Annotated in this window: 16 protein-coding genes; 4 read left to right on the top strand and 12 right to left on the bottom strand. The window is 73.1% G+C overall.

All coding sequences use genetic code 11. From position 1 onward, the window contains the following. Window positions 1–95: 95 nt before the first annotated feature. The 3 genes from ACFWV2_RS24530 to ACFWV2_RS24520 form a co-directional block, all read right to left on the bottom strand. Window positions 96–2,081: a tetratricopeptide repeat protein gene (locus ACFWV2_RS24530; RefSeq protein ID WP_384407688.1), complete on the bottom strand. Its 1,986-nt coding sequence runs from the start codon at window positions 2,079–2,081 to the stop codon at window positions 96–98. Window positions 2,082–2,305: 224 nt separating this feature from the next. Further along, on the bottom strand, window positions 2,306–2,932 hold the full coding sequence (locus ACFWV2_RS24525; protein ID WP_384407686.1) for an NUDIX domain-containing protein: 627 nt from the start codon (window positions 2,930–2,932) through the stop codon (window positions 2,306–2,308). 78 nt (window positions 2,933–3,010) lie between these two features. Continuing rightward, window positions 3,011–4,660 (bottom strand): CTP synthase, encoded by a 1,650-nt coding sequence (locus ACFWV2_RS24520; protein WP_360794074.1) that lies wholly within the window; start codon window positions 4,658–4,660, stop codon window positions 3,011–3,013. Window positions 4,661–5,202: 542 nt separating this feature from the next. On the opposite strand from ACFWV2_RS24520, the gene ACFWV2_RS24515 reads away from it, so the two are divergent. Continuing rightward, complete coding sequence (locus tag ACFWV2_RS24515; RefSeq protein WP_360794076.1) at window positions 5,203–7,005, top strand: glycoside hydrolase family 15 protein; 1,803 nt, start codon at window positions 5,203–5,205, stop codon at window positions 7,003–7,005. 234 nt (window positions 7,006–7,239) lie between these two features. On the opposite strand, the gene ACFWV2_RS24510 is transcribed toward ACFWV2_RS24515, so the two are convergent. Both ACFWV2_RS24510 and ACFWV2_RS24505 read right to left on the bottom strand, forming a co-directional pair. Continuing rightward, on the bottom strand, window positions 7,240–8,880 hold the full coding sequence (locus ACFWV2_RS24510; RefSeq protein WP_384407683.1) for a flavin monoamine oxidase family protein: 1,641 nt from the start codon (window positions 8,878–8,880) through the stop codon (window positions 7,240–7,242). Between the two features lie 27 nt (window positions 8,881–8,907). Further along, a complete protein-coding gene (locus ACFWV2_RS24505) occupies window positions 8,908–10,428 on the bottom strand; it encodes an APC family permease (protein WP_384407681.1) in 1,521 nt (506 codons plus the stop codon). A gap of 161 nt (window positions 10,429–10,589) precedes the next feature. Here ACFWV2_RS24505 and ACFWV2_RS24500 point away from each other — a divergent pair, with 161 nt between their 5' ends. Then, a complete protein-coding gene (locus tag ACFWV2_RS24500) occupies window positions 10,590–12,218 on the top strand; it encodes a PucR family transcriptional regulator (RefSeq protein WP_384407679.1) in 1,629 nt (542 codons plus the stop codon). A 27-nt stretch (window positions 12,219–12,245) separates the two neighbouring features. On the opposite strand, the gene ACFWV2_RS24495 is transcribed toward ACFWV2_RS24500, so the two are convergent. The 5 genes from ACFWV2_RS24495 to ACFWV2_RS24475 all read right to left on the bottom strand — a co-directional run bounded on the left by ACFWV2_RS24495 (window position 12,246) and on the right by ACFWV2_RS24475 (window position 17,502). Then, window positions 12,246–13,346 carry a glycosyltransferase family 4 protein gene (locus ACFWV2_RS24495; protein WP_384407677.1) on the bottom strand — a complete coding sequence of 367 codons (1,101 nt, stop codon included), beginning with the start codon at window positions 13,344–13,346 and terminating at the stop codon, window positions 12,246–12,248. A 315-nt stretch (window positions 13,347–13,661) separates the two neighbouring features. Next, on the bottom strand, window positions 13,662–15,404 hold the full coding sequence (gene recN / locus ACFWV2_RS24490; RefSeq protein WP_384407675.1) for a DNA repair protein RecN: 1,743 nt from the start codon (window positions 15,402–15,404) through the stop codon (window positions 13,662–13,664). A gap of 85 nt (window positions 15,405–15,489) precedes the next feature. Then, window positions 15,490–16,413 carry an NAD kinase gene (locus ACFWV2_RS24485; RefSeq protein ID WP_384407673.1) on the bottom strand — a complete coding sequence of 308 codons (924 nt, stop codon included), beginning with the start codon at window positions 16,411–16,413 and terminating at the stop codon, window positions 15,490–15,492. Beyond that, window positions 16,410–17,225: a TlyA family RNA methyltransferase gene (locus ACFWV2_RS24480; protein WP_384407671.1), complete on the bottom strand. Its 816-nt coding sequence runs from the start codon at window positions 17,223–17,225 to the stop codon at window positions 16,410–16,412. The genes ACFWV2_RS24485 and ACFWV2_RS24480 overlap by 4 nt, the downstream gene beginning before the upstream one ends. 7 nt (window positions 17,226–17,232) lie before the next feature. Beyond that, window positions 17,233–17,502: a hypothetical protein gene (locus ACFWV2_RS24475; protein WP_384407669.1), complete on the bottom strand. Its 270-nt coding sequence runs from the start codon at window positions 17,500–17,502 to the stop codon at window positions 17,233–17,235. A gap of 43 nt (window positions 17,503–17,545) precedes the next feature. Here ACFWV2_RS24475 and ACFWV2_RS24470 point away from each other — a divergent pair, with 43 nt between their 5' ends. Then, window positions 17,546–17,893: an SCP2 sterol-binding domain-containing protein gene (locus tag ACFWV2_RS24470; RefSeq protein WP_384407667.1), complete on the top strand. Its 348-nt coding sequence runs from the start codon at window positions 17,546–17,548 to the stop codon at window positions 17,891–17,893. Here the strand turns inward: ACFWV2_RS24470 and ACFWV2_RS24465 are convergent. Both ACFWV2_RS24465 and ACFWV2_RS24460 read right to left on the bottom strand, forming a co-directional pair. Then, entirely contained in the window at window positions 17,882–18,724 is an 843-nt protein-coding gene (locus ACFWV2_RS24465; RefSeq protein ID WP_384407665.1) for an ABC transporter ATP-binding protein, read from the bottom strand. The two genes, ACFWV2_RS24470 and ACFWV2_RS24465, sit on opposite strands and share 12 nt — an antisense overlap. Window positions 18,725–18,777: 53 nt before the next feature. Beyond that, window positions 18,778–19,851, bottom strand: a complete 1,074-nt coding sequence (locus ACFWV2_RS24460) for an HAD-IIA family hydrolase (RefSeq protein ID WP_384407663.1) — start codon at window positions 19,849–19,851, stop codon at window positions 18,778–18,780. Between the two features lie 83 nt (window positions 19,852–19,934). On the opposite strand from ACFWV2_RS24460, the gene ACFWV2_RS24455 reads away from it, so the two are divergent. Continuing rightward, a complete protein-coding gene (locus tag ACFWV2_RS24455; RefSeq protein ID WP_384407661.1) occupies window positions 19,935–21,230 on the top strand; it encodes a DUF1015 domain-containing protein in 1,296 nt (431 codons plus the stop codon). Window positions 21,231–21,341: the final 111 nt, after the last annotated feature.

Here is a 21,341-nt window from a genome sequence, read left to right as displayed (position 1 = left end):
ACCCGGATGCACTGCGGCGCAGCGGGGCAGACCACGTTCGAACGCGGCGCACCCAGTCTAATGAAGGAGTTCTCCCTGTCTAGCCTTTCAAAGTACTAATCTTCGACGGACCCACTGCGGATTTCGTAGGCGGATCTTGCTGTTTCCAGCAGTCTGTCGGAAGCGGCGCGGTGCAGCCTGGCCGCCGCGGGGTCCCCGAGCCGGTCGAGGGTGTCGGCGAGCCGCAGCTGCAGCGCGGCCTGGAGCCGGGTGTCCTGGGCGCGCCGGGCCCACTCCACCGCCTCCTCGCACGTCCGCAGCGACTCCTCGGGCCGTCCGGCGTACTCCTGGACCCGGGCCGCCTCGCTCAACGCCCGCGCGTATCCGGGGAGATCGGCGAGCCGCCGGTAGCCCGCGGCGGCGGCCCGCCAGTTCCGCAGGGCCTCGCCGTACCGGCCCGCGTAGGTCTGCACGGCGCCGAGGCGGCCGTAGAGCCGGGCCTGGTCGGCGCGCTCGTCCCGGGCGAGCCGCTGGGCGAGCGCCCGTCCGTACCAGTCGCCGGCCCGCTGCCAGTCCCCGAGCTCCTGATACGAGCCACCTACGGATTCCATCGCGCGACCGGTCGCGTACGGATCATTTGCTGCGCGTCCGGCATCCAAAGCCAACCGATATCGCAGAAGTGCGTCCTTCGTCCTCCCGGTCTTGGCATCGAGATCGGCCAGGTTGAGCAGGGCGGCGGCCCGCTCCCGGTGCAACCCTCGCCGCTCGGCCACGTCCAGGACGAGCTGGTGGAGGCCGTACAGCTCGGGCGCGGCCGCCTCGGCGCCCCGGTGCGCGGTGAGCGCCCTCACCAGCGACGCGACGAGCCGCCGTGCCAGGGTGTCCAGCTCCCCGTCGGCGACGGCGAGCCGGGCGGAGGCGAGCAGGACGGGCTGCCGGGAGCGCAGCCAGAGGGCCGCGGCGGTCTCGTTCGGGAAACGCAGGGCGCGCGGCAGACCGGCCAGCTTCCTGCGCGCGGACGAACCCTCGGGTTCGGTGACCGCGCGGCAGGACTGGAGGAGCCGTACGGTCCGCTCCAGCATCCGGGCCCGTGCGAGCTGCACCTCGGCGGGCCGGTCGCTCTCCTCGAGGCGCGCGCGCAGCAGGGGCACGAGGTGGCCGGGAACCTCGTACTGTCCGTCCTCACCGGCGGAGACCAGCCCCAGGGCGGCGAAGTCGGCGAGGGTGGTGGCGGCGGCCGAGACCGAGCAGCCGGCCAGCGCGGAGGCGGTGTGGGCGTCGGCCCGGCCCAGCGGGGCCAGGGACAGGTAGCGCAGTATCCGGGCGGCGGTGGCGGGCAGCGCCTCGTGGGCGAGCAGGAAGCTCCGGGCGATCGGGTCGCCGCCGAGCCCGCGCAGCCGCTTGGCGAGGTCGGCGACGGAGGACTCGGCGTGCGTGGAGAGCCAGCCGCCGACGAGGACGACCGCGCCGGGAAGTCCGCCGCACTCCTCGACGAGGGCCTCGGCGGCCTGGGGATCGACGGTGACGCGCACGGAGCCGGTGAAGGCGGTGAGCAGCTCGATGGCGGACTTGGGGTCGAGCCCGCCGAGCGTGCAGGGCCGTACGTCGGCGATGCCGGTGAGCGGTCCCCTCGCGACGCCCACCACCAGGACGTCCGGGTTGTCGGGGATGAGCGGGTCCGCCTGTGCGGCGTCCACGGCGTCGTCGAGGAGCAGGACGGCCCGGCGTTCGGCGAGGGCGCCGCGGACCAGTTCGGTCAGCTCGTCCTCGGCGGCGCCGGGGGGTTCGGGGACACCGAGTTCGGCGAGGAGTTCCCGGGCGACGCGGGCGGTGGGGACGGGTGCGCCGTCAGGCTCGGTGAGCCGGGCCCGGAAGAGCCCGTCGGGGTAGCGGTCGGCGAGCCCGGCTGCCAGTTCCTCGGCGAGCGCGGTGCGTCCTGAGCCGGGTTTGCCCGCGATGAGCAGGACCCGGGCGCGGGGCGCCTTGCGGCCGGTGAGGGTGTCGAGGCCGGTCCGCTCGATGTCGGCGCGCAGGGCCTTCAACTCCCGCTGCCGGCCGAAGAACTGACGGCTTCCGGCCGTCGCCACCGCCTGATCCGTCACGGGCCACGCTCCCGTCCACCTGCGCACGAGCCGATCCCGTGGGGGCTCCGCACGGGCGTTTCCGAGCGTAGTTCAGGGCACGGCACGGACCCGGTGGAGCAGGGCGGGCACGTCCCCCGATCGGATCAACAGATGGTCACATCAGTGCGCCCTCTGTGGCATGGGTCCCCCCGAGGGCGGGCCGGGCCGGAATCCGGACGAGGGGCCGGGCCCGCCGGGCGGGGCTACGCCTCGAACGGGCGGGCCGGCCAGGGCGCTTCGGCGGGGCGGAGCGCGTCGAGGCCCTCCCCCGCCCGGGCGGCCGCGAGCGACAGCACCCCCACCACCAGGCAGTTGTTGTGCAGCTCGCCGGCGAGGACCCCGCGCACGAGGTCCGCGACCGGAACCCGCGCCAGTTCCATGTCGGCCTCCTCCTCCGCTACCTCGAAGCGCTCGCCCTCCGCCTCCGACAGGTCCCGCGCCAGGAAGATCCGTACCGCCTCGTCACAGCCGCCGGGCGTGGTGTAGACGTCGGTCAGGACCCGCCAGTCCCCGGCCTTGACGTGCGCCTCCTCGTACAGCTCGCGCTGGGCCGCGTGCAGCGGGTTCTCGCCGGGCACGTCGAGGAGTCCCGCCGGGATCTCCCAGAGCTTCTGCCGCACCGGGTGCCGGTACTGCTTGAGCAGCAGGACCCGGTCCTCCTCGTCCAGGGCCAGGACGGCCACCGAGCCGGGGTGGACCTGGTAGTCGCGGCGCGCGACCGTGCCGCCCGGCATGACCACGTCGTCCGTGCGGACACTCGTCTTGTTTCCCTGGAACGGGGTCGTCGTCGCGACGACCCGCCACTCCTCCGGGGTGTCCTGCAACTCCATGTGCGTCCTTCCACAGACGAAAGCCGGGGCACGCGCCCCGATGAGGGACCCGTACCCCGGCAACGTTAACGCGCCGTACTACTTGGCCGTCTTGCGCTCCACGGCCGCCTTGACCAGGCCCGCGAACAGCGGGTGCGGCCGGGTCGGGCGGGAGCGGAGCTCCGGGTGCGCCTGGGTGGCGACCAGGTAGGGGTGGATCTCGCGCGGGTACTCGACGTACTCGACGAGCTTGTTGTCCGGGGAGGTGCCGGAGAAGACCAGACCGGCCTTCTTCTCCAGCTCCGCGCGGTAGGCGTTGTTCACCTCGTAGCGGTGACGGTGACGCTCGTCCACGTACGGCTGGTCGTCGTAGACCTCGCGGACGATCGAGCCCTCGGCGAGCTTCGCCGGGTACAGGCCCAGGCGCATCGTTCCTCCGAGGTCGCCGGCGCCCTCGACGTACGCGAGCTGCTCCTCCATCGTCGAGACGACGGGGTGCGCGGTGGCCGGGTCGAACTCGGTGGAGTTGGCCTCGGGGATGCCGGCCAGGTTCCGGGCCGCCTCGATGACGATGCACTGCAGACCGAGGCAGATGCCGAGCAGCGGCACCTTGTTCTCGCGGGCGTACTGGATCGCGCCGACCTTGCCGCTCACACCGCGGTCGCCGAAGCCGCCCGGGATCAGGACCGCGTCGACGTCGCCGAGCTGCTTCTCGGCGCCGGCCGGGGTCTTGCACTCGTCGGAGGTGACCCACTTCACCTTGACGCGGGCCTTGTTGGCGAAGCCGCCGGCGCGCATGGCCTCGGTGACCGAGAGGTAGGCGTCGGGCAGGTCGATGTACTTGCCGACGAGAGCGACGGTGACCTCGTGCTCCGGGTTGTGGACACGGTCCAGGAGGTCCTCCCAGACGGTCCAGTCCACGTCGCGGAAGGGCAGGTCGAGCTTGCGGACGACGTAGGCGTCCAGGCCCTCGGTGTGCAGCACCTTCGGGATGTCGTAGATCGACTTGGCGTCGATGGCGGCGACCACGGCGGCCTCGTCGACGTCGCACATCAGCGAGATCTTCCGCTTGATGGCGGTCGGGACGTCCCGGTCGGCCCGCAGCACGATCGCGTCCGGCTGGATACCGATGTTCCGCAGGGCGGCGACGGAGTGCTGGGTCGGCTTGGTCTTCAGCTCGCCGGAGGGGCCGATGTAGGGCAGCAGCGAGATGTGCACGACGAAGACGTTGTCGCGGCCGACCTCGTGGCGGACCTGGCGGACGGTCTCCAGGAACGGCAGGGACTCGATGTCGCCGACCGTGCCGCCGACCTCGGTGATGACGACGTCCACGTCGTCGGTCGCCATCCGGCGGATCCGGGACTTGATCTCGTTGGTGATGTGCGGGATGACCTGCACGGTGTCGCCGAGGTACTCGCCGCGCCGCTCCTTGGCGATGACCTGCGAGTAGACCTGGCCGGTGGTCACGTTGGCCGAGCCGTCGAGGTCGACGTCGAGGAAGCGCTCGTAGTGGCCGATGTCCAGGTCGGTCTCGGCGCCGTCGTTGGTGACGAACACCTCACCGTGCTGGAACGGGTTCATCGTGCCGGGGTCGACGTTCAGGTACGGGTCGAGCTTCTGCATCGTGACCCGCAGGCCCCGGGCCTTGAGGAGCGCACCCAGGCTGGAGGCGGTCAGGCCCTTGCCGAGGGAGGACGCGACACCCCCGGTGACGAAGATGTGCTTGGTCGTCGTGGTTTTGGGCGGCATCGCCAAGAGGGGGCTCCCGTGGTCGCGTTCTGGAGGTGCGTACCGGCGTGCCCTCCGGAAGAATCGGGGGGTGCCGTCGCTGCGGTTTCGGGGTCCTCGGCTGTCGCCGTTTCCCACCGGTCCACGGGGTACCAGGGTATCAGCGACATCGGGAGACCGCTTCCGGCCACACGCGGCAGTCGGGTGCACACGGACGGCGACGCGCGGGCGGGACGAACCCGCCCGACGGAAAGGGGGACCCCTCTGATCAGGGACAAGTCGGACCACGCACGGCAGCGGGGCACGGGGAGCAGCGCGCATTCACCCGTTCGGAGTAGCGTCATCACCGGGGTGATCACCGGGTCACTAGGGTGCGACGTATCCTGCTCGGACATTGCCCGCCGAGCCGGCCGGCCAGCGGCACCACCCCGCCCGTCACCCGGACCAAGAGCTCGTCGAAGACCCCTTGACCGCTGACACACGCAGACCCGGCTGAAACACGGCCGGGCATCTGAGCAAGCGCCCCGCGGGGCGGACGTGGCCGTTCGACTGGAGATAAGCACGTGGCCGGGCGCATCGAGGATTACGCACTCATCGGAGACATGCAGACCGCCGCGCTGGTCTGCCGCGACGGCAGCGTCGACTGGCTCTGTCTCCCCCGCTTCGACTCGCACGCGATCTTCGCCGGACTGCTCGGCACCGAGGAACACGGATTCTGGCGGGTGGGCCCCGCCGGGCCCGCCGACGCCGAACCGCCCGCGGCCGACCGGCGTCGCTACCTCGGCGACTCGCTCATCCTGGAGTCCGAGTGGGACACCCCGCGCGGAACGGTCCGGGTGACGGACTTCATGCCCCCGCGTGACGGCGCGCCGCAGCTCATCCGGATCGTGGAGGGCGTCTCCGGCCGGGTGCGGATGCGCTCGGCGCTGCGGATGCGGTTCAGCTACGGCCGGATCGTGCCGTGGGTCCACAAGGTCGGCGACCGCACGGTCGCCGTCGCGGGACCCGACTCGGTGTGGCTGGACGCGGACGCCGAGACCCACGGCAAGGACCTGACGACGTACTCCGAGTTCACCGTCAATCCCGGCGACCGGATCACGTTCACGATCTCCTGGCAGCCCTCCCACCGCGAGCCGCCGGCGCTGCCCGACCCCGAGGGCTCCCTGGAGGCGACCGCCGATTTCTGGCGCGAGTGGGTCGATCACTGCACGTACCACGGCCCCTACCGGGAGGCGGTGATCCGTTCCCTGATCACCCTGAAGGCGCTGACGTACGCGCCGACCGGCGGGATCGTGGCCGCGCCGACCACCTCGCTGCCCGAGGAGATCGGCGGCGTCCGCAACTGGGACTACCGCTACACCTGGCTGCGGGACGCGGCGATCACCCTCTCGTCGATGCTGCGCACCGGCTACCGCGAGGAGGCCCGTGCCTGGCGGGACTGGCTGCTCCGGGCGGTCGCCGGCGACCCGGAGAACCTCCAGATCATGTACGGCATCGCGGGCGAGCGGGAGCTCGGCGAGGCGGAGCTCGACTGGCTGCCGGGGTACGAGAACTCCGGCCCGGTCCGCGTCGGCAACGGCGCCGCCAACCAGCTCCAGCTGGACGTCTACGGCGAGGTCACCGAGGCCCTCCACCTCGCGCACATGACGGGGCTCTCCCGCAACGACTACGCCTCGCTCCTCCAGATCAAGCTGATCAACTACCTGGAGAAGCACTGGAACCAGCCCGACGAGGGCATCTGGGAGGTGCGCGGCCCGCGCCGCCACTTCGTCCACTCGAAGGTGATGGCCTGGGTGGCCGTCGACCGCACGATCAAGCTCATCGAGTCCGGCGACGCCGACGGACCCCTGGAACGCTGGCACGCGCTGCGCGACGAGATCCACCGGGACGTCTGCGAGAAGGGCTACGACCAGGAGCGGAACACCTTCACGCAGTCGTACGGCTCCAAGGAGCTGGACGCCTCGCTGCTGCTGATCCCGCAGATGGGCTTCCTCCCGCCGGACGACAAGCGGGTCATCGGCACGATCGAGGCGATCCAGCGGGAGCTGTCCACCGAGGACGGGTTCGTCCTGCGCTACCCCACGGCCGGCGAGGAGGCCGGGGTCGACGGCCTGGAGGGTGACGAGGGCGCGTTCCTCGCGTGCTCCTTCTGGCTGGCGGACGACCTGGCGATGATCGGCAGGGTGGACGAGGCCCGCACCCTCTTCGAGAAGCTGCTCGGGCTCCGCAACGACCTGGGTCTGCTCGCCGAGGAGTGGGACCCGAGGCTCCAGCGGCAGGTCGGCAACTTCCCGCAGGCCTTCAGCCACGTGCCGCTGATCGACACGGCGCTGCGGCTGACGGCGAGCGGGGCGTACGGAGGCTGAGGCGGCCCGCTCGGCTGGAGCAGGGAGGCGGCCGTGCGGGACACCGGCGTCGACCCGGCTGCCCACGATCGGGCGGCCTGGGACACGTACGTCCACGAGGGCGACGAGTGGTCGAGGCCGGTGAGTGCCGCGTACCCGACCGCCGCGTAACCGACCTGCGGGACGCCCGCCCGCCGACAGAGGGAATCGTGAAGGCCCCTCCCCCGGCGAGCGGACGCATCGGCCGCCCGAGGGTCACCTCAGCGCGTCGATCACCTCCCGCGCGGCCCGCTCGCCCTCGGTCGCCCCGCCTTCCATGAAGCCCTGGAAGTCGTACGAGCAGTGCTCGCCGCCGATGTGGACGTTGCCCTGGGCGGTGCCCTCGTAGCCGGCGTACCTGTGGAGGTAGCCGACGGGCCAGCAGGAGTACGCGCCGAGGGCGTACGGGTTCTTGTGCCAGGCCGACAGCTGGGCGCGGCCCGTGTACGCCCGGGAGGTGCCGGGGAAGAAGGCGTCGATGCCCGCCAGGTAGCGGGTGACGAGGCTCCGCACGTACGGGTCGGTCTCGGTGGAGAACGGTCCGGCCGGGTTCAGGGCCCGGGCCCGGCTGCCGCCGCCGTACTGGATGAGGATGCCGCCGGTGCCGCCCTGGATCTTGGTGGTGTCCCAGGTCTGCTGGACCTCCGTGTCGGTGAAGCAGTCGCCGGCGGAGACTCCGGGCCAGGCGCCCGTGCCCCGCCAGGGCCGGGTGCCGAACTGCATGTTGAGCTTGGTGCAGTGACCCATCCGCGCGTCCCTCAGCAGGTTCCGCATGAGCGGGTCGAAGCCCGCGAGGGACAGGTCGAGCTGCTTGAGGATCGGCAGTGGGAGGCAGAGGACCGTGTGGTCGGCGGTGACGGTCCTGGTGGCGCCGGCCTCGGTGAAGGTCAGCGTCTGGGTGCCGTCCGCGTTGGCCCGTACGGCGGTCAGGTACCAGCCCCGGCGCAGGGTGCCGGGGGCGAGCGCCCCGGCGATGGCGTTCGGGAGCCGGTCGTTGCCGCCGACGATGTGGTAGCGCTCGTTGGACAGGCCCCAGACGTTGAAGTTGCCGGGATTGGTCTGGTAGCCCATGAGCAGGACGAGGGCGAGCGAGGACTGTTCGGTGGTGTCGGCGCCGTACTCGACGTTGTAGGCGACGTCGATGAACTGGCCGAGGGGGGAGGCGTGACCGCCGGGGACCCGGGTCTCGATCCACTCGTACACCGACATGTTGTCGAGTGCGGTGCCGGTGGGGGTGGTCTGGTTCCAGAGGACCTCCCCCGCCTCGGAGAGGTCGCGGCGCAGGGCCTGGTAGACCGCCTTGAAGTCCTCGTCGGCCTGGTGGCGCGGGTAGTAGGCGCCGTCGAACCAGAGGACCTCCTCGGCCCCGTTGGGGCCGCCGCCGAGGAAGTCCTCGACGGCGAGGCCGAAGCGGCGGCAGAGTTCCAGGATCTTCTTGTGGCTGGTGTCGATCAGCTCGCCGCCGATCTCGGAGGTCTGCCCGTACGCCCAGTGGGCGCGCTGCGTCCACATGCGGCCGCCGACCCTGGACGGTTCGGCCTCGTAGAGCACAGGGCTGAGTCCGGCGTCCTGGAGGGTGAGGGCGGCGGTGAGGCCGGAGATCCCGGCGCCGACGACGGCGACCCGGGCGGTGCTCCGGACGGGCGGGTCGGGAACGGCCGCGCGGGCGGGGACGGTGGTGCCCGCGCCCACACCGACGGCGACACCGGCCGCGGCGGCGTACTTGAGGAGGGTCCGGCGTCCGGGGGCGTCGGCTCTCAGGCCTCTGAGCTCGTCGACGGGGACGTTCAGCCGTCGGGCGTCGGCGTGCTCGGCGGCGAGGTGCTTCAGGAGGTGCATCGGGTTGGTGCGTGCCATGGGGCGCTCCTGGAGGAAGAGGGGGATTCAGCGCTGGGAGACGGGGGCGGGGGCGGGTTCCGTACGGGGTTCGTCGACGCGCTCGGTGGCGTCCTCCAGGACGATCCGGCCGATGATCTCGTACCGCTCGGGCCGCTTGGCCCTGAGGTGGAAGCCGAGGCCGAGGCCGCCGAAGAAGACCAGACCGACGATCCAGGGGATCGCCTCGAAGAAGAGGGAGTCGGCCGCGAGACCGGCCGCGGTCTCCAGGTTGACGATCAGCAGGACGACGACGGCGATCATGCCGATGCCGCCGAGGAGGGGAGCGGTCAGCGTCGTGAACCAGTGCCGGTCCTCGGGGTGGTTCTTGCGGAAGTAGCCGATGACCGCGAAGGAGCAGAGGGTCTGGACGATGAGGATCGCCATCGTGCCGAGGATCGCGAGCAGGGTGTAGAGGTGGATGTACGGGTCCTGGCCGGTGAGCCAGAAGGCGGCGACGAGGCCCACGGCGATCGCGCTCTGCACGTACGAGGCGATGTACGGCGAGCCGTGCCTGGCGTGCGTCCGGCCGAGCGCCGGGTGGAGAAAGCCCTCGCGGCCGATGGCGTACAGATAGCGCGAGGCGCACTGGTGGAAGGCCATCCCGCAGGCGAAGGAGCCGGTGAGCAGCAGCCACTGGAAGGCGTCGACGGCCCAGGCGCCGATGAAGCTCTGGGTGGGAGCGAAGAACAGGTCGAGGGGTGAGGCGGAGGCGGACAGCTTCACCGATCGGGCGAGACCGTTGCCGGCGATCGTCATCCACGACACGTAGATGTAGAAGAGGCCGACGCCGATGACGGAGATCAGGGTGGCGCGCGGGATGACCTTCTTGGGGTTGCGCGACTCCTCCCCGTACATGGCGGTCGACTCGAAGCCGACCCAGGACCAGAAGGCGAAGAAGAGTCCGAGGCCCGCGGAGGAGCCGGTGAAGGCGTTCACCGGGTTGATCGGCTCGACCGGTATGCCCTCGGGGCCGCCGCCCGCGATCAGGACGGCGGTGGCGACCGCGAAGAGGACCGCGATCTCGGCCACGAGCATCACCCCGAGCGCCTTCGCGGTCAGGTTGATGTCGAAGTACGACAGGACGGCCGTCACGGCGAGCATGACGGCCGCGTAGAGGATCCATGGCACGTCGACGCCGAGCTGGTCGGCGACCGTCGTCTTGGCGAAGTAGGCGAAGACGCCGACGATGGAGGCCTCGAAGACGACGTACGCGAGGACCGCGAGCATGCCGGACGCCATGCCGGCGATCCGGCCGAGACCGTGCGAGATGTAGCCGTAGAAGGCGCCGGCGGCCGTGATCCGCTTGGCCATGGCGACGTAGCCGACGGAGAAGACCGTCAGGACGAGCGTCGCGAAGAGATAGCCGGCGGGTGCGCCGGTGCCGTTGCCGAATCCGACGGCGATGGGGAGGTTGCCGGTCATCGCCGTGATCGGGGCCGCGGTGGCCACGGCCATGAAGACGACGCCGACGAGCCCGACCGAATCGGCCTTCAGCCGGTGGACCTCTGGGGTGGAGTTCTCTGCCATGGCGCGAGAGCATCCTCGCGAGTGACGCAGGCCACAATCGACAGGGGGTCGCACAATTCAGGCCAGCACACGACGAGTTGTCGCCCCGCAGTACGACGTGTCCGCTGCCGTGACCGTGGGGTGATGTCGCGGAAACACCGACGCGGGTAGCGTCCGGCCCCATGGACAATCAGGGCGGGATCACCGTGCAGCGGGCACTCGAGCTCCCTGGGCTGCGCGGCGGGCTCCCGGAGGTCGTCGCCGGCGCCGACCGGCTGCACCGCACGGTGCGCTGGGTGCACGCGGGCGAAGTGCCGAACATGGCGTCGCTGCTCAAGGGCGGCGAGCTGCTGCTCACGACGGGCCTCGGTCTGGGCACCCGCCCGGCCGAACAACGCGCCTTCGTCCGCCGTCTCGCGGACCGGGGCATCGCGGCGCTCGTCGTCGAACTGGGCCCGCGCTTCGCACGGCTCCCGGCGACGATAGTCGAGACCGCGCGGGCTGCCGGGCTGCCGCTGGTGCAGCTGCACCGCGAGGTGCCGTTCGTGGCCGTCACGGAGGAGATCCACACCGAGATCGTCAACGGCCACTACGCGCTCCAGCGGCAGGCCGAGGAGGTCCACCGGCAGTGCACGGAGGCGCTGCTCGGCGGCGGCGGGGTCCCGCAGGTGCTGCGCGTCCTCTCCGACTTCGCCGCCAACCCGGTCTTCCTGGAGACCGCCGACGGACAACTGCTCTACGCGGCCGGCACCGAGTCGGCGCCCGCCGACCCGCTCCAGGTGTGGGACGGGCTGCGCGGCCAGCGGGCCGCCCGCGAATCCGGCCCGCCCACCGGCACCGTCCTGGTCGACGTGCCCGGCGGCGGGCCCGGCACGGGGTCGGTACGGGCCCGCCTCGTCCTCCTGTCGGTCTCCGGCCCCCTCTCTCCCGTGCACCGGATGGCGGCCGAGCGCGCGGCCGGCCTCCTCGCGGTCGTCCTCATGCAGGCGCGGCAGGAGGAGGAGCTGGCCGCGCGCGGACGGGGCGACTTCCTCACCGACCTGGCCGAGGGCCGGATCACGGCCGAGGACGCCCCGGCGCAGGCCCGGGTCCTCGGCTTCAAGCCGGGCGACGGCCCGCTGCTGCCGGTGGTGATGCGGCTGGCCGCGGAGCTCTCCCCCTCGGGCAACTGGGCGCTCCTGGCCCGAGCGGTCCTGGAGGAGCTGGCCGCGGTCGGCGTCCCGGTCCTCCTGGGCGTCCGCCCGGTGGAGGGCCGGGTGCCGCTGCTCCTCGGCCTGCGCTCGGAGTCGGAGCGCACGGCGGTGGCGGACCGGGTCGCGGCGGCGCTGCGAGCGGGCGTGGAGCGGGCCGGCCTGGAACGCGCCGGGGTGCACCCACCGGTCGTCGTGGTGGGCGTCGCCGGAAGCTGGGCGGCGGCATCGGCGGGCCTGCGGCACGCCGCGGAGACGGCGACGGCGGCACAGGGCCTGTCGGACCGCCCCTGGTACGACGCCCGGCGCCTGGACATCGACCTCCTCCTGTGGCGGCTGCACTTCCACGGGGACACGGTCCTCGCGGCGTTCGTGGACCGCGCGATCGGGCCCCTGCGGGACCACGACCGCACGTCCCGGCCCCCGCTGCTGCCGACGCTGGAGACGTATCTGGCGCACGCGGGCCGCAAGGCGGAGACGGCCAGGGAACTCCACCTCAACCGCCAGACCCTCTACAACCGCCTGGCCCGCATCTCCGAGCTCCTCGGCACGGACCTGGACGACCCCCAGACGGTCCTGGCCCTCTCGCTGGCCCTGAGAGCCCGCCGCCACACGGCGTGACGCCACCGACGGCGATTCGGTGGGGCGTCAGCGCCCCACCAACTCGTCGTACACGCTCAACACGTGCGCCACCGTCTCGTCCTCCGTGGGCCACGACCCCGCCTGCACCCGCCCCGCCGCCGCCAGGTCCATCCGCCGGTCCACGTCCTCGAGCAGCCCCCGCACCGCCCGCGCGAGCGCCCCCGCGTCCCCGTAGGGCACCAACTCCGCCGCGTCTCCGACGAGTTCCGGCACTCCTCCGACCGCGGTGGCGACGAGCGGCACCCCGAGCCGCAGCGCCTCCTGCGCGAGCAGCGACCGTGCTTCCCACCGGGACGGAAGGACGGCGACGTCCGCCGCGGCGAGCAGCTCCGCGACGTCCTCGCGCCGCCCGATCAGCCGCACCGGCAGGTCCTCCGCCGCGATCCGCCGCTGCAGGGCGGCCCGTTCGCGTCCCTCGCCCGCGATCACGAGGAGCGGCTGCGGGTCGAGCTCCCGCCACTCCCGGGCCGCGTCGAGCAGCGTGCGGTAGCCCCGGCCCCGTTCGAGCGCCCCGACGGCCATCAGCAACGGCCGGTCGACGGCGCCCAGTTCGGCGCGGGCCTTGCCGTCGTGGAGGCAGACGGGCCCCCGCGCGGCCGGCACGGTGACGGGTGCGAGCCGGGCGTCGCGGGCGCCGCGCCGCCGGGCCCGGTCGACGAGCTCGGAGGAGGTGGCGAGGACGACGGCCGCGGCCCGTACGGTCCTTCGCTCCAGGAGCCGCAGCATCCCGCCGCGCGCCCCGTCGACGTGGATCCGGCTGTCCCAGGTCGTCACCAGCGGCGCACGAGCGGCGCCCGCGCCCCCACCGCCGCCGCCTGACAGCGCGAGCGCGGCCCGCACGGACGCCGCCAAGCCGTGCGCGTGGACGACGTCGGCGCCGACGCAGGCGTTGCGGAGCGCGGTGACCGTGGCGGGGTCACCCGGGCGCGGGAGCGGCACGAAATGGGCGCCGACCCCCTGATAGTCGTAGACGCGGTCGAGGTGGGCGGGGGCGCACACGGTCACCCGCACGCCCCTCGCCACCAGCCCCGAGGCGAGTGATCGGACGTGAGCGCTGCTGCCCGCGCTGCCGCCGCCCAACACCTGGACCGTACGGAGCTGTGTCACGCGCCCAAGGATGCCAGCCCGTACCGCCGACCGTACGCACGTTCCGGCACCGAAATGGCGTCGTTCCCCTGTACGGGAGGCGGACGCCTCCGGGACTCACCCCCCGGGTTCACTCACTCGGGTGAGCGCGCGAGCCAGGCCTCGCGCTCCCCCGCGCTAGCCCGGCCGCGCCCCCCAGGTGACGGCGATCAGCGCGGCCGCCCCGAGCCGTCCCGGCGTGGTCGGTCCGGGTCCACCGGGTGCCACGGGGGACGCCGCAGCGGCTCGCACCCGCCCCGGCTCACCCGGTGGCGGTCCCGAGGGCGTCGCGGTGCCTCACGCGTCCGCCCGCGCCGTCGCCAGCAGCTCCTCGGCGTGGGCCCGCGCCGTCTCCGAGTCCTCCTGGCCCGCGAGCATCCGGGACAGCTCCCGCACCCGCTCCTCGCCCTCGAGGACGGTGACGCCCGACCGGGTCACGGAGCCGTCGTGGGTCTTCTCGACGAGCAGCTGCCGGTCGGCGAAGGCCGCGACCTGGGGGAGGTGGGTGACGACCACGACCTGTGCGGTCCTGGCGAGCTTCGCGAGGCGGCGGCCGATCTCGACGGCCGCCTTCCCGCCCACACCGGCGTCGACCTCGTCGAAGAGGTACGTCGGCACCGGGTCCACCCCGGCGAAGACGACCTCGACCGCGAGCATCACCCGGGACAGCTCACCACCGGAGGCACCCTTGGCGATGGGCCGCGGCGGGGCGCCGGGGTGCGGGGCGAGCAGCAGTTCGACCTCGTCGGCGCCGGACGAGCCGTACGCGACCCGGCGACCGCCGACCTCGACGCCCTCGGCGTCCTCGGTCTGGCGGATGTCGAAGGACACGCGCGCGTGGGGCATGGCGAGGGAGGCGAGTTCGGCCGTGACCGCGTCGGCGAACCGGTCGGCCGCTTCCGTACGGGCGTCGGTGAGCCGCTGTGCGAGCACCGAGAGCTCGTCGCGCAGCCGGTCCCGCTCGGCGGTGAGTTCCTCGAGGCGGTCGTCGTCGCCGTCCAGCTCCCCGAGCCGGCCGGCACTCTCCTCGGCCCAGGCGAGGACGGCCGCGATGTCCTCGCCGTACTTGCGGGTGAGCTGGGTGAGCGCCGCCCGCCGTTCCTCGACGGCGGCGAGGCGCAGCGGGTCGGCGTCGAGGTCGTCGGCGTATCCGGCGAGCTCGGTGGCCACGTCACCGAGCAGGATGGAGATCTCCCCCATCCGGTCGGCGAGGGCCGCGAGCGCCGGATCGTGCGAGCGAACGGCTTCCAGGGCCCGGCCCGCGCCCGCGACCAGGGTCGTGGCGTCGACGGACTCGGGGTCCTCGGGTACGCCCGCGAGGGCGGCGTGGGCGAGGGCGGCGGCGGAGGCGAGGGCCTCGGCGTGCCCGAGCCGCTCCGCCTCGGCGGCGAGTTCGGTGTCCTCCCCGGCGCGCGGGGCGACGGCCTCGATCTCTCCGAGCCCGAAGCGCAGCAGATCGGCCTCCTGGGCGCGCTCCCTGGCCCGGGTGGTGATCTCGTCCAGCTCGCCGGTGACGGCGCGCAGCCGCCGGTACGCCTCGGTGTAGGCGGCGAGCGGTCCGGAGACGGCGTCACCCGCGTACCGGTCGAGCGCGCCGCGTTGCCGGGCGGGCTTCAGCAGGCCCTGCTGGTCGGTCTGGCCGTGGACGGCGACGAGTTCGTCGGCGAGTTCGGCGAGCAGCCCCACGGGCACGGAACGCCCGCCGAGGTGGGCCCGCGAGCGTCCCTCGGCCGAGAGCGTCCGGCTGACGAGCAGGACACCTTCGTCGAGCTCCGCCCCGGCCTCCTCGGCGCGTACGGCGGCGGGCGAGCCCGGGGGCACGCTGATCCGTCCCTCGACGACGGCCGAGGCCGCGCCGATCCGCACCAGGGCCGCGTCGGCCCGTCCACCGAGCAGCAGCCCGAGGCTGGTCACCACCATCGTCTTGCCCGCGCCGGTCTCACCGGTCACCGCGGTGAAGCCGGGCGACAGCTCGACCACCGCGTCGTCGATGACCCCGAGCGACCGTATCCGCATCTCCTCCAGCACGCCCCAGACCATACGAGGTTTCCCTGCCGCGACGCGACATCGCCCCCGTCCCGTGACTCCCGGGCGCGCCGCTCGTTGCCGACGGACCCCGGCGGGATCAGTGGGGCGCGCCGCGCCAGCCGGAGACGGGAAGGGCGAACTTGGCGACGAGCCGGTCCGTGAAGGAGGCGTGGTGGAGCCGGGCGAGCCGGACCGGTACGGCGCCCCGCCGCACCTCGACCCGCGCCCCCGCCGGGAGTTCCACCGTCCGCCGCCCGTCGCACCACAGCACGCCGTGCGGGGTGTGCGGCTCGACCTCGACGGCGAGCACCGACTCGGGCGTGGTGATCAGCGGCTTGGCGAAGAGGGCGTGGGCCCCGATCGGGACCATGAGCAGCGCCTCCACCTCCGGCCAGACGACCGGTCCTCCGGCCGAGAAGGCGTACGCGGTGGATCCCGTCGGTGTCGCGCAGATCACCCCGTCGCAGCCGAAGCCGGTCACCGGGCGCCCGTCGATCGCGAGGACGACCTCCAGCATCCGCTCCGGGGACACCTTCTGCACGGCCGCCTCGTTGAGCGCCCAGTCGCGGTACAGGACGTCGCCGTTCTCGTACACGACGACGTCGAGGGTCATCCGCTCCTCCACCTCGTACGCCCTCGTCACGACCCGGTCGACGACCTTGTCGAGGTCGTCGCGCTCGGCCTCGGCGAGGAAGCCGACGCGGCCCAGGTTGACGCCGAGCATCGGGACGCCGGAGGCGCGGGAGAACTCGGCGCCGCGCAGCAGGGTGCCGTCGCCGCCGAGGACGACGAGGAGTTCACAGCCGTCGAGCGCGTCGGAGCAGGCCTCCGGCACCCTCTCGACGGACGGCGGCAGCGGCAGGTCCGCGGCCTCGGCCTCCAGGACCCGGACGCCGATGCCGCTGCGCAGGAGGCCGAGGACGACCAGTTCGGCGCTGCGGACGGCGGCCGGCCGGCCGGTGTGCGCGAGCAGGAAGACGGTACGTGGTGCGGTCTCTGGTGCTGCTGCCGTTGAGGTCAACGAGGTCCTTCCGCCACGGCGCGGTCGACGTCCGCCGGATCCAGCGCGGGCGCGCCTGCCCGCAGCCACAGAAAGTACTCGACGTTGCCCGAGGGTCCGGGCAGCGGGCTGGCGGTGACGCCCAGGACACCCAGCCCGAGTTCGGCGGCCCTGCGGGCCACGTTCTTCACGGCGTCCGCGCGGAGTTCGGCGCTCCGGACGACGCCGCCGGTACCGAGCCGCTCCTTGCCCACCTCGAACTGCGGCTTGACCATGAGGACGAGGTCGGCGCCGGGCCCGGTGCAGGCCGCGAGGGCGGGCAGGACGAGCCCGAGCGGGATGAAGGAGAGGTCGCCGACGACGAGGTCGACGGGGACCCCGTCGAGGGCGTCGAGCGTCAACTCGCGTACGTTCGTGCGGTCCTTCACGGTCACGCGTTCGTCGCTCTGCAGCGACCAGGCGAGCTGGCCGTAGCCGACGTCGACGGCGACGACATGGGTGGCGCCCGCGCGCAGCAGGACGTCGGTGAAGCCGCCGGTGGAGGCTCCGGCGTCCAGGGCACGCCGGCCCTCGACCTCCAGCCCCTGGGGGAGGAAGGCGGCGAGGGCCCCGGCGAGCTTGTGGCCGCCGCGCGAGACGTAGTCGGGGTCGGAGTCGTCCTGGACGACGACGATGGCCGCCGCGGTCTCGACCTGGGTGGCGGGCTTGGTGGCGACGGTCTTGCCGACGGTCACCCGGCCCGCGGCGATCAGCTGGCTGGCGTGCTCGCGCGAGCGCGCGAGCTTGCGCCGGACCAGCTCGGCGTCGAGACGGCGGCGTGCCACTCCTGCCACGGTGGGTTCAGCTCCTGTTTTCGTACGGACGCGGGGTGGGGTGCGCGTCGAGCGAGGTCAGCTCGGCACGCAGTCCACGGTGTACATCCTCGTACACCTCCAGGTGTCCGTCCGCCGGGAGGTGGTCCACCTCGGCGAGACGCGCCAGGTGGGCGTCGACGCCCGCATGCCCGGTGTCCTCCCGCTGGACCCCGAGGGGCGCGGGCGCGACCGGCTCGTGGGCGTCCAGTGGAGCCACCGCGCCCGCGGGCTCCGGTTCGGGCGTCGCGTCGTTCATGGGCCCGACGCTACCGCGAACGCCTGGGGTACGGTCGACGGCGATGGCGACGATCACGGAGTGCCGCAGGGCACTGGACACACTCTCGGACAACCTCGCACGGTCGGAGGGCGACCTGCGCGGCGCGGCCGCGCTCGACCGCACCCTGAGCTGCCACGTCACGGACCTGGACACCACGTTCACGGGCCGTCTCGCGGACGGCCGCATCCGGGTCGAGGACACGGTCGCGGGCCCGCCGCCCGCCAAGGCGCAGATCCGGCTGGCGATGACCGGCGACGACCTGCTGGCGATGGTGGACGGCGGCCTGAACTTCGCGAAGGCCTGGGCCTCGGGCCGGGTCAGGCTGGAGGCCGGTCTCCGCGACCTGCTGCGGCTCCGCTCACTTCTGTAGCGCGGGTTCCGGGGACGCCACGGGCCGCGGGACGCGGGCCCTGCGCCCGGCCGGTACGACCAGCGGCGTCCCCGTCTCCGGGTCGTCGATGACCTGGCAGCGCAGCCCGAAGACCCGCTCCACCAGCTCGGCGGTCACGACCTCGGACGGGGCGCCCTCGGCGACCACCTCGCCGTCACGGACGGCGATGAGGTGGGTCGCGTACCGGGCCGCGTGGTTGAGGTCGTGCAGCACGGCGACGAGCGTCCGGCCCTGGTTCTCGTGCAGCTCCGCGCAGAGGTCGAGGACGTCGATCTGGTGCTGGATGTCGAGGTACGTCGTCGGCTCGTCGAGCAGCAGCAGCGGGGTCTGCTGGGCGAGCGCCATCGCGATCCACACGCGCTGGCGCTGGCCGCCGGAGAGCTCGTCCACGTACCGCTCGGCCAGCTCCGCGACGCCGGTCGCCTCCATGGACTCCCGCGTGACCCGCTCGTCCTCCGGCGACCACTGACGCAGCAGGCCCTGGTGCGGGTAACGGCCCCTGGCGACCAGGTCGGCGACGGTGATGCCGTCGGGCGCGACGGAGGTCTGCGGCAGCAGACCGAGGGTCTTGGCGACCTTCTTGGCGGGCAGGGCGTGGATCGACTGCCCGTCGAGCAGGACGCGCCCCTCGCTGGGCTTCAGCATCCGGGAGAGGGCGCGGAGCAGGGTGGACTTGCCACAGGCGTTGGGCCCGACGATGACGGTGAAGGAGTTGTCGGGGATCTCGACGGACAGCCCGCGGGCGATGACCCGCTGCTCGTACGCCAGGGTGACCGATTCCGCGCTCAACCGCTGCTGTCGACCGTCCATGCCCGCGCTCCTGTGCCCGCAACCCCGATGAAGTTAGGTAAGCCTACCCAATTTCACATCTCCAGCCGTCCGAGGGCCTTCTCCGCGTCCGGTGCGCCACCGTCGGCGTCGGCCGCCGACCAGGCGGCCCCGCACAGGGCCCGCACCGCGTCCATGGGCCTCTCGGCACCACCGTCCGGCCCGTCGAGCACCAGCGCGCCCCCGCTCACCGACGCCCGCCAGTCCCCGCACGCGAACCCACCCTCCGCGTCCGCGACGACCTCGGGCTGCCCCTCCAGCAGCCCCCGCAGGTCCCGGTCCACGTACGTCGGCCGGTGCTCCGGCACGGCCCTCAGCAGCTGCGCCACATCCGTCACCCCGGTGAGGACGAGCAGCGAGTCCACCCCGCCGTTGAACGCGCCCTCGATGTCCGTGTCCAGCCGGTCCCCGACGACCAGAGGCCGCCGCGCACCCGTCCGCAGCACCGTCTCCCGGTGCATCGGCGGCAGCGGCTTCCCCGCGACCTTCGGCTCCGCCCGGCCGCCCGTGGCGATCCGTACGACCTCGACGGCCGCCCCGTTCCCCGGCCCGATCCCCCGCGCCCCGGGGATCGTCAGGTCCGTGTTCGACGCGTACCACGGCACCCCGCGCCCCACCGCGTACGCCGCCTCCGCGAACCGCGCCCACGGCATTTCGGGCCCCCCGTAGCCCTGCACGACCGCCACCGGCTCGTCGTCCGCCGACTCCACCGGCACCAGGCCCCGTTCGCGCAGCGCGACCCGCAGCCCCTCGCCGCCGACGACCAGCACCCGCGCCCCGGGCGGCACCTCGTCCGCGATCAGCCGGGCCACCGCCTGCGCCGAGGTGATCACGTCCCCCGCCTCGGCCGGTACCCCGAGCTCCGTGAGGTGCTCCGCCACCCCGCCGGGCGTCCGCAGCGCGTTGTTGGTGACGTACGCCAGGTGCATCCCCCCGGCCCGTGCCGCCGCGAGCGCCTCCACCGCGTACGGGACGGCCTCCCCGCCCGCGTACACGACCCCGTCCAGGTCGAGGAGCGCCGTGTCGTACGCCTCGCTCAGCGGCACCGCACTGCCGTCGGGCCTCTTCCTGCCGGCACTCCGCTGTCCCCGGCCGTCCCTCACCGTCACCGCGCACTCCTCGCATCTCCGGGTGGAAATTCCCCCGCTCCCCCGATCATCGCTCATGGCCACCGCCCACATACGATGACGAGATGAACACCTCAGGTCACGCGGCCGCCGACGTCCGCGACGACGCCGCCGGGCTGCGCCTGGCCCCGTTCCGCGGACTCCGCTACGTCCCCGAACGGGTCGGCAGCCTCGCCGCGGTGACGTCTCCGCCCTACGACGTCGTCGTACGACCTGACGGACTGCTCCATCTGGAGTCGGCCGACCCGCACAACATCGTCCGCCTGATCCTTCCGCAGGCCATCACCGCCGGCACCCGCCACCGCAAGGCCGCCGTCACCCTCGACCGCTGGCTCGCGGACGGGGTCCTCGCCCCGGACCCGGAGCCCGCGCTCTACGTCTACGAGCAGGACGGCGACGGCGTCCTCCAGCGCGGCGTCATCGGGGCCCTCGAACTCTCCACCCCCGCCGAGGGGGTCGTCCTCCCCCACGAGGACGTCATGCCGCACGTGGTCGAGGACCGGGCCGCCCTGATGCGGACCACGGCCGCCAACCTGGAGCCCCTGCTCCTCACGTACGTGGGCGGGGACGAAGGCGGCGCCGACGCGGTCATCGAGCGGACCGTACGACGGGAACCGCTGCTCTCCACCACCACGGAGGACGGCTTCCGGCACCGCCTCTGGTCGGTCACGGACCCCGACGACCTCGCCGCGGTGGCCGGGGAGCTCGCCCGCCACCAGGCGCTCATCGCCGACGGCCACCACCGCTGGGCGACGTACCTCCGCCTTCGTGAGGAGCACCGGTCCCCCGGCCCGTGGAACTACGGCCTGGTCCTCCTCGTCGACACCGCGCGCTATCCCCTCCGGGTCCGCGCCATCCACCGTCTCCTCAACCGCCTGCCGCTGTCCGAGGCCCTCACGGCCCTCGACGGCCATTTCCGGGTACGGCGGATCGACGGACCCCTGCCGACGGCCCTGGAAGCCCTCGCGACCGCCAGGGCGGACGGCAACGCCTTCCTCCTCGCCGGTGACGGCGGCTTCCACCTCGCCGACCGGCCGGACCCCGCACTCCTCGACCGCACGATCCGCGCGGACCGCCCCCCGGCCTGGCGCACCCTGGACGCGACGGTCCTGCACTCCACCCTCCTGGAGCACGTCTGGCACATCCCGGACGCCGCCGAGGACATCAGCTACATCCACGACACGGAGGCCGCGGTCGCCCAGGCGGAACGCCGTGGCGGTACGGCGGTCCTCATGCACCCGGTCCGCGAGGAGGTCGTACGGGACCTCGCCCGCCAGGGCGTCACGATGCCCCGCAAGTCGACCTCGTTCGGCCCGAAGCCCGCGACGGGCCTGGTCCTGCGAAGCCTCGCGCTGGACTGAGGGCCCGGAAACGAAGAAGGGCGGCACCCGGGGGGTGGCGCCCGTAAAACACCGCAACCGTGTGCTCGCTTGTCGCCGACCCAGTCGTCACTTTGGTGCGCGTCGGGGTCG

It is taken from the genome of Streptomyces sp. NPDC058671 (genome assembly GCF_042716475.1).
Classification (GTDB): domain Bacteria; phylum Actinomycetota; class Actinomycetes; order Streptomycetales; family Streptomycetaceae; genus Streptomyces.
Note: the sequence above shows the minus strand (reverse complement) of the source record. Positions and strands in the feature narration are given on the sequence as shown.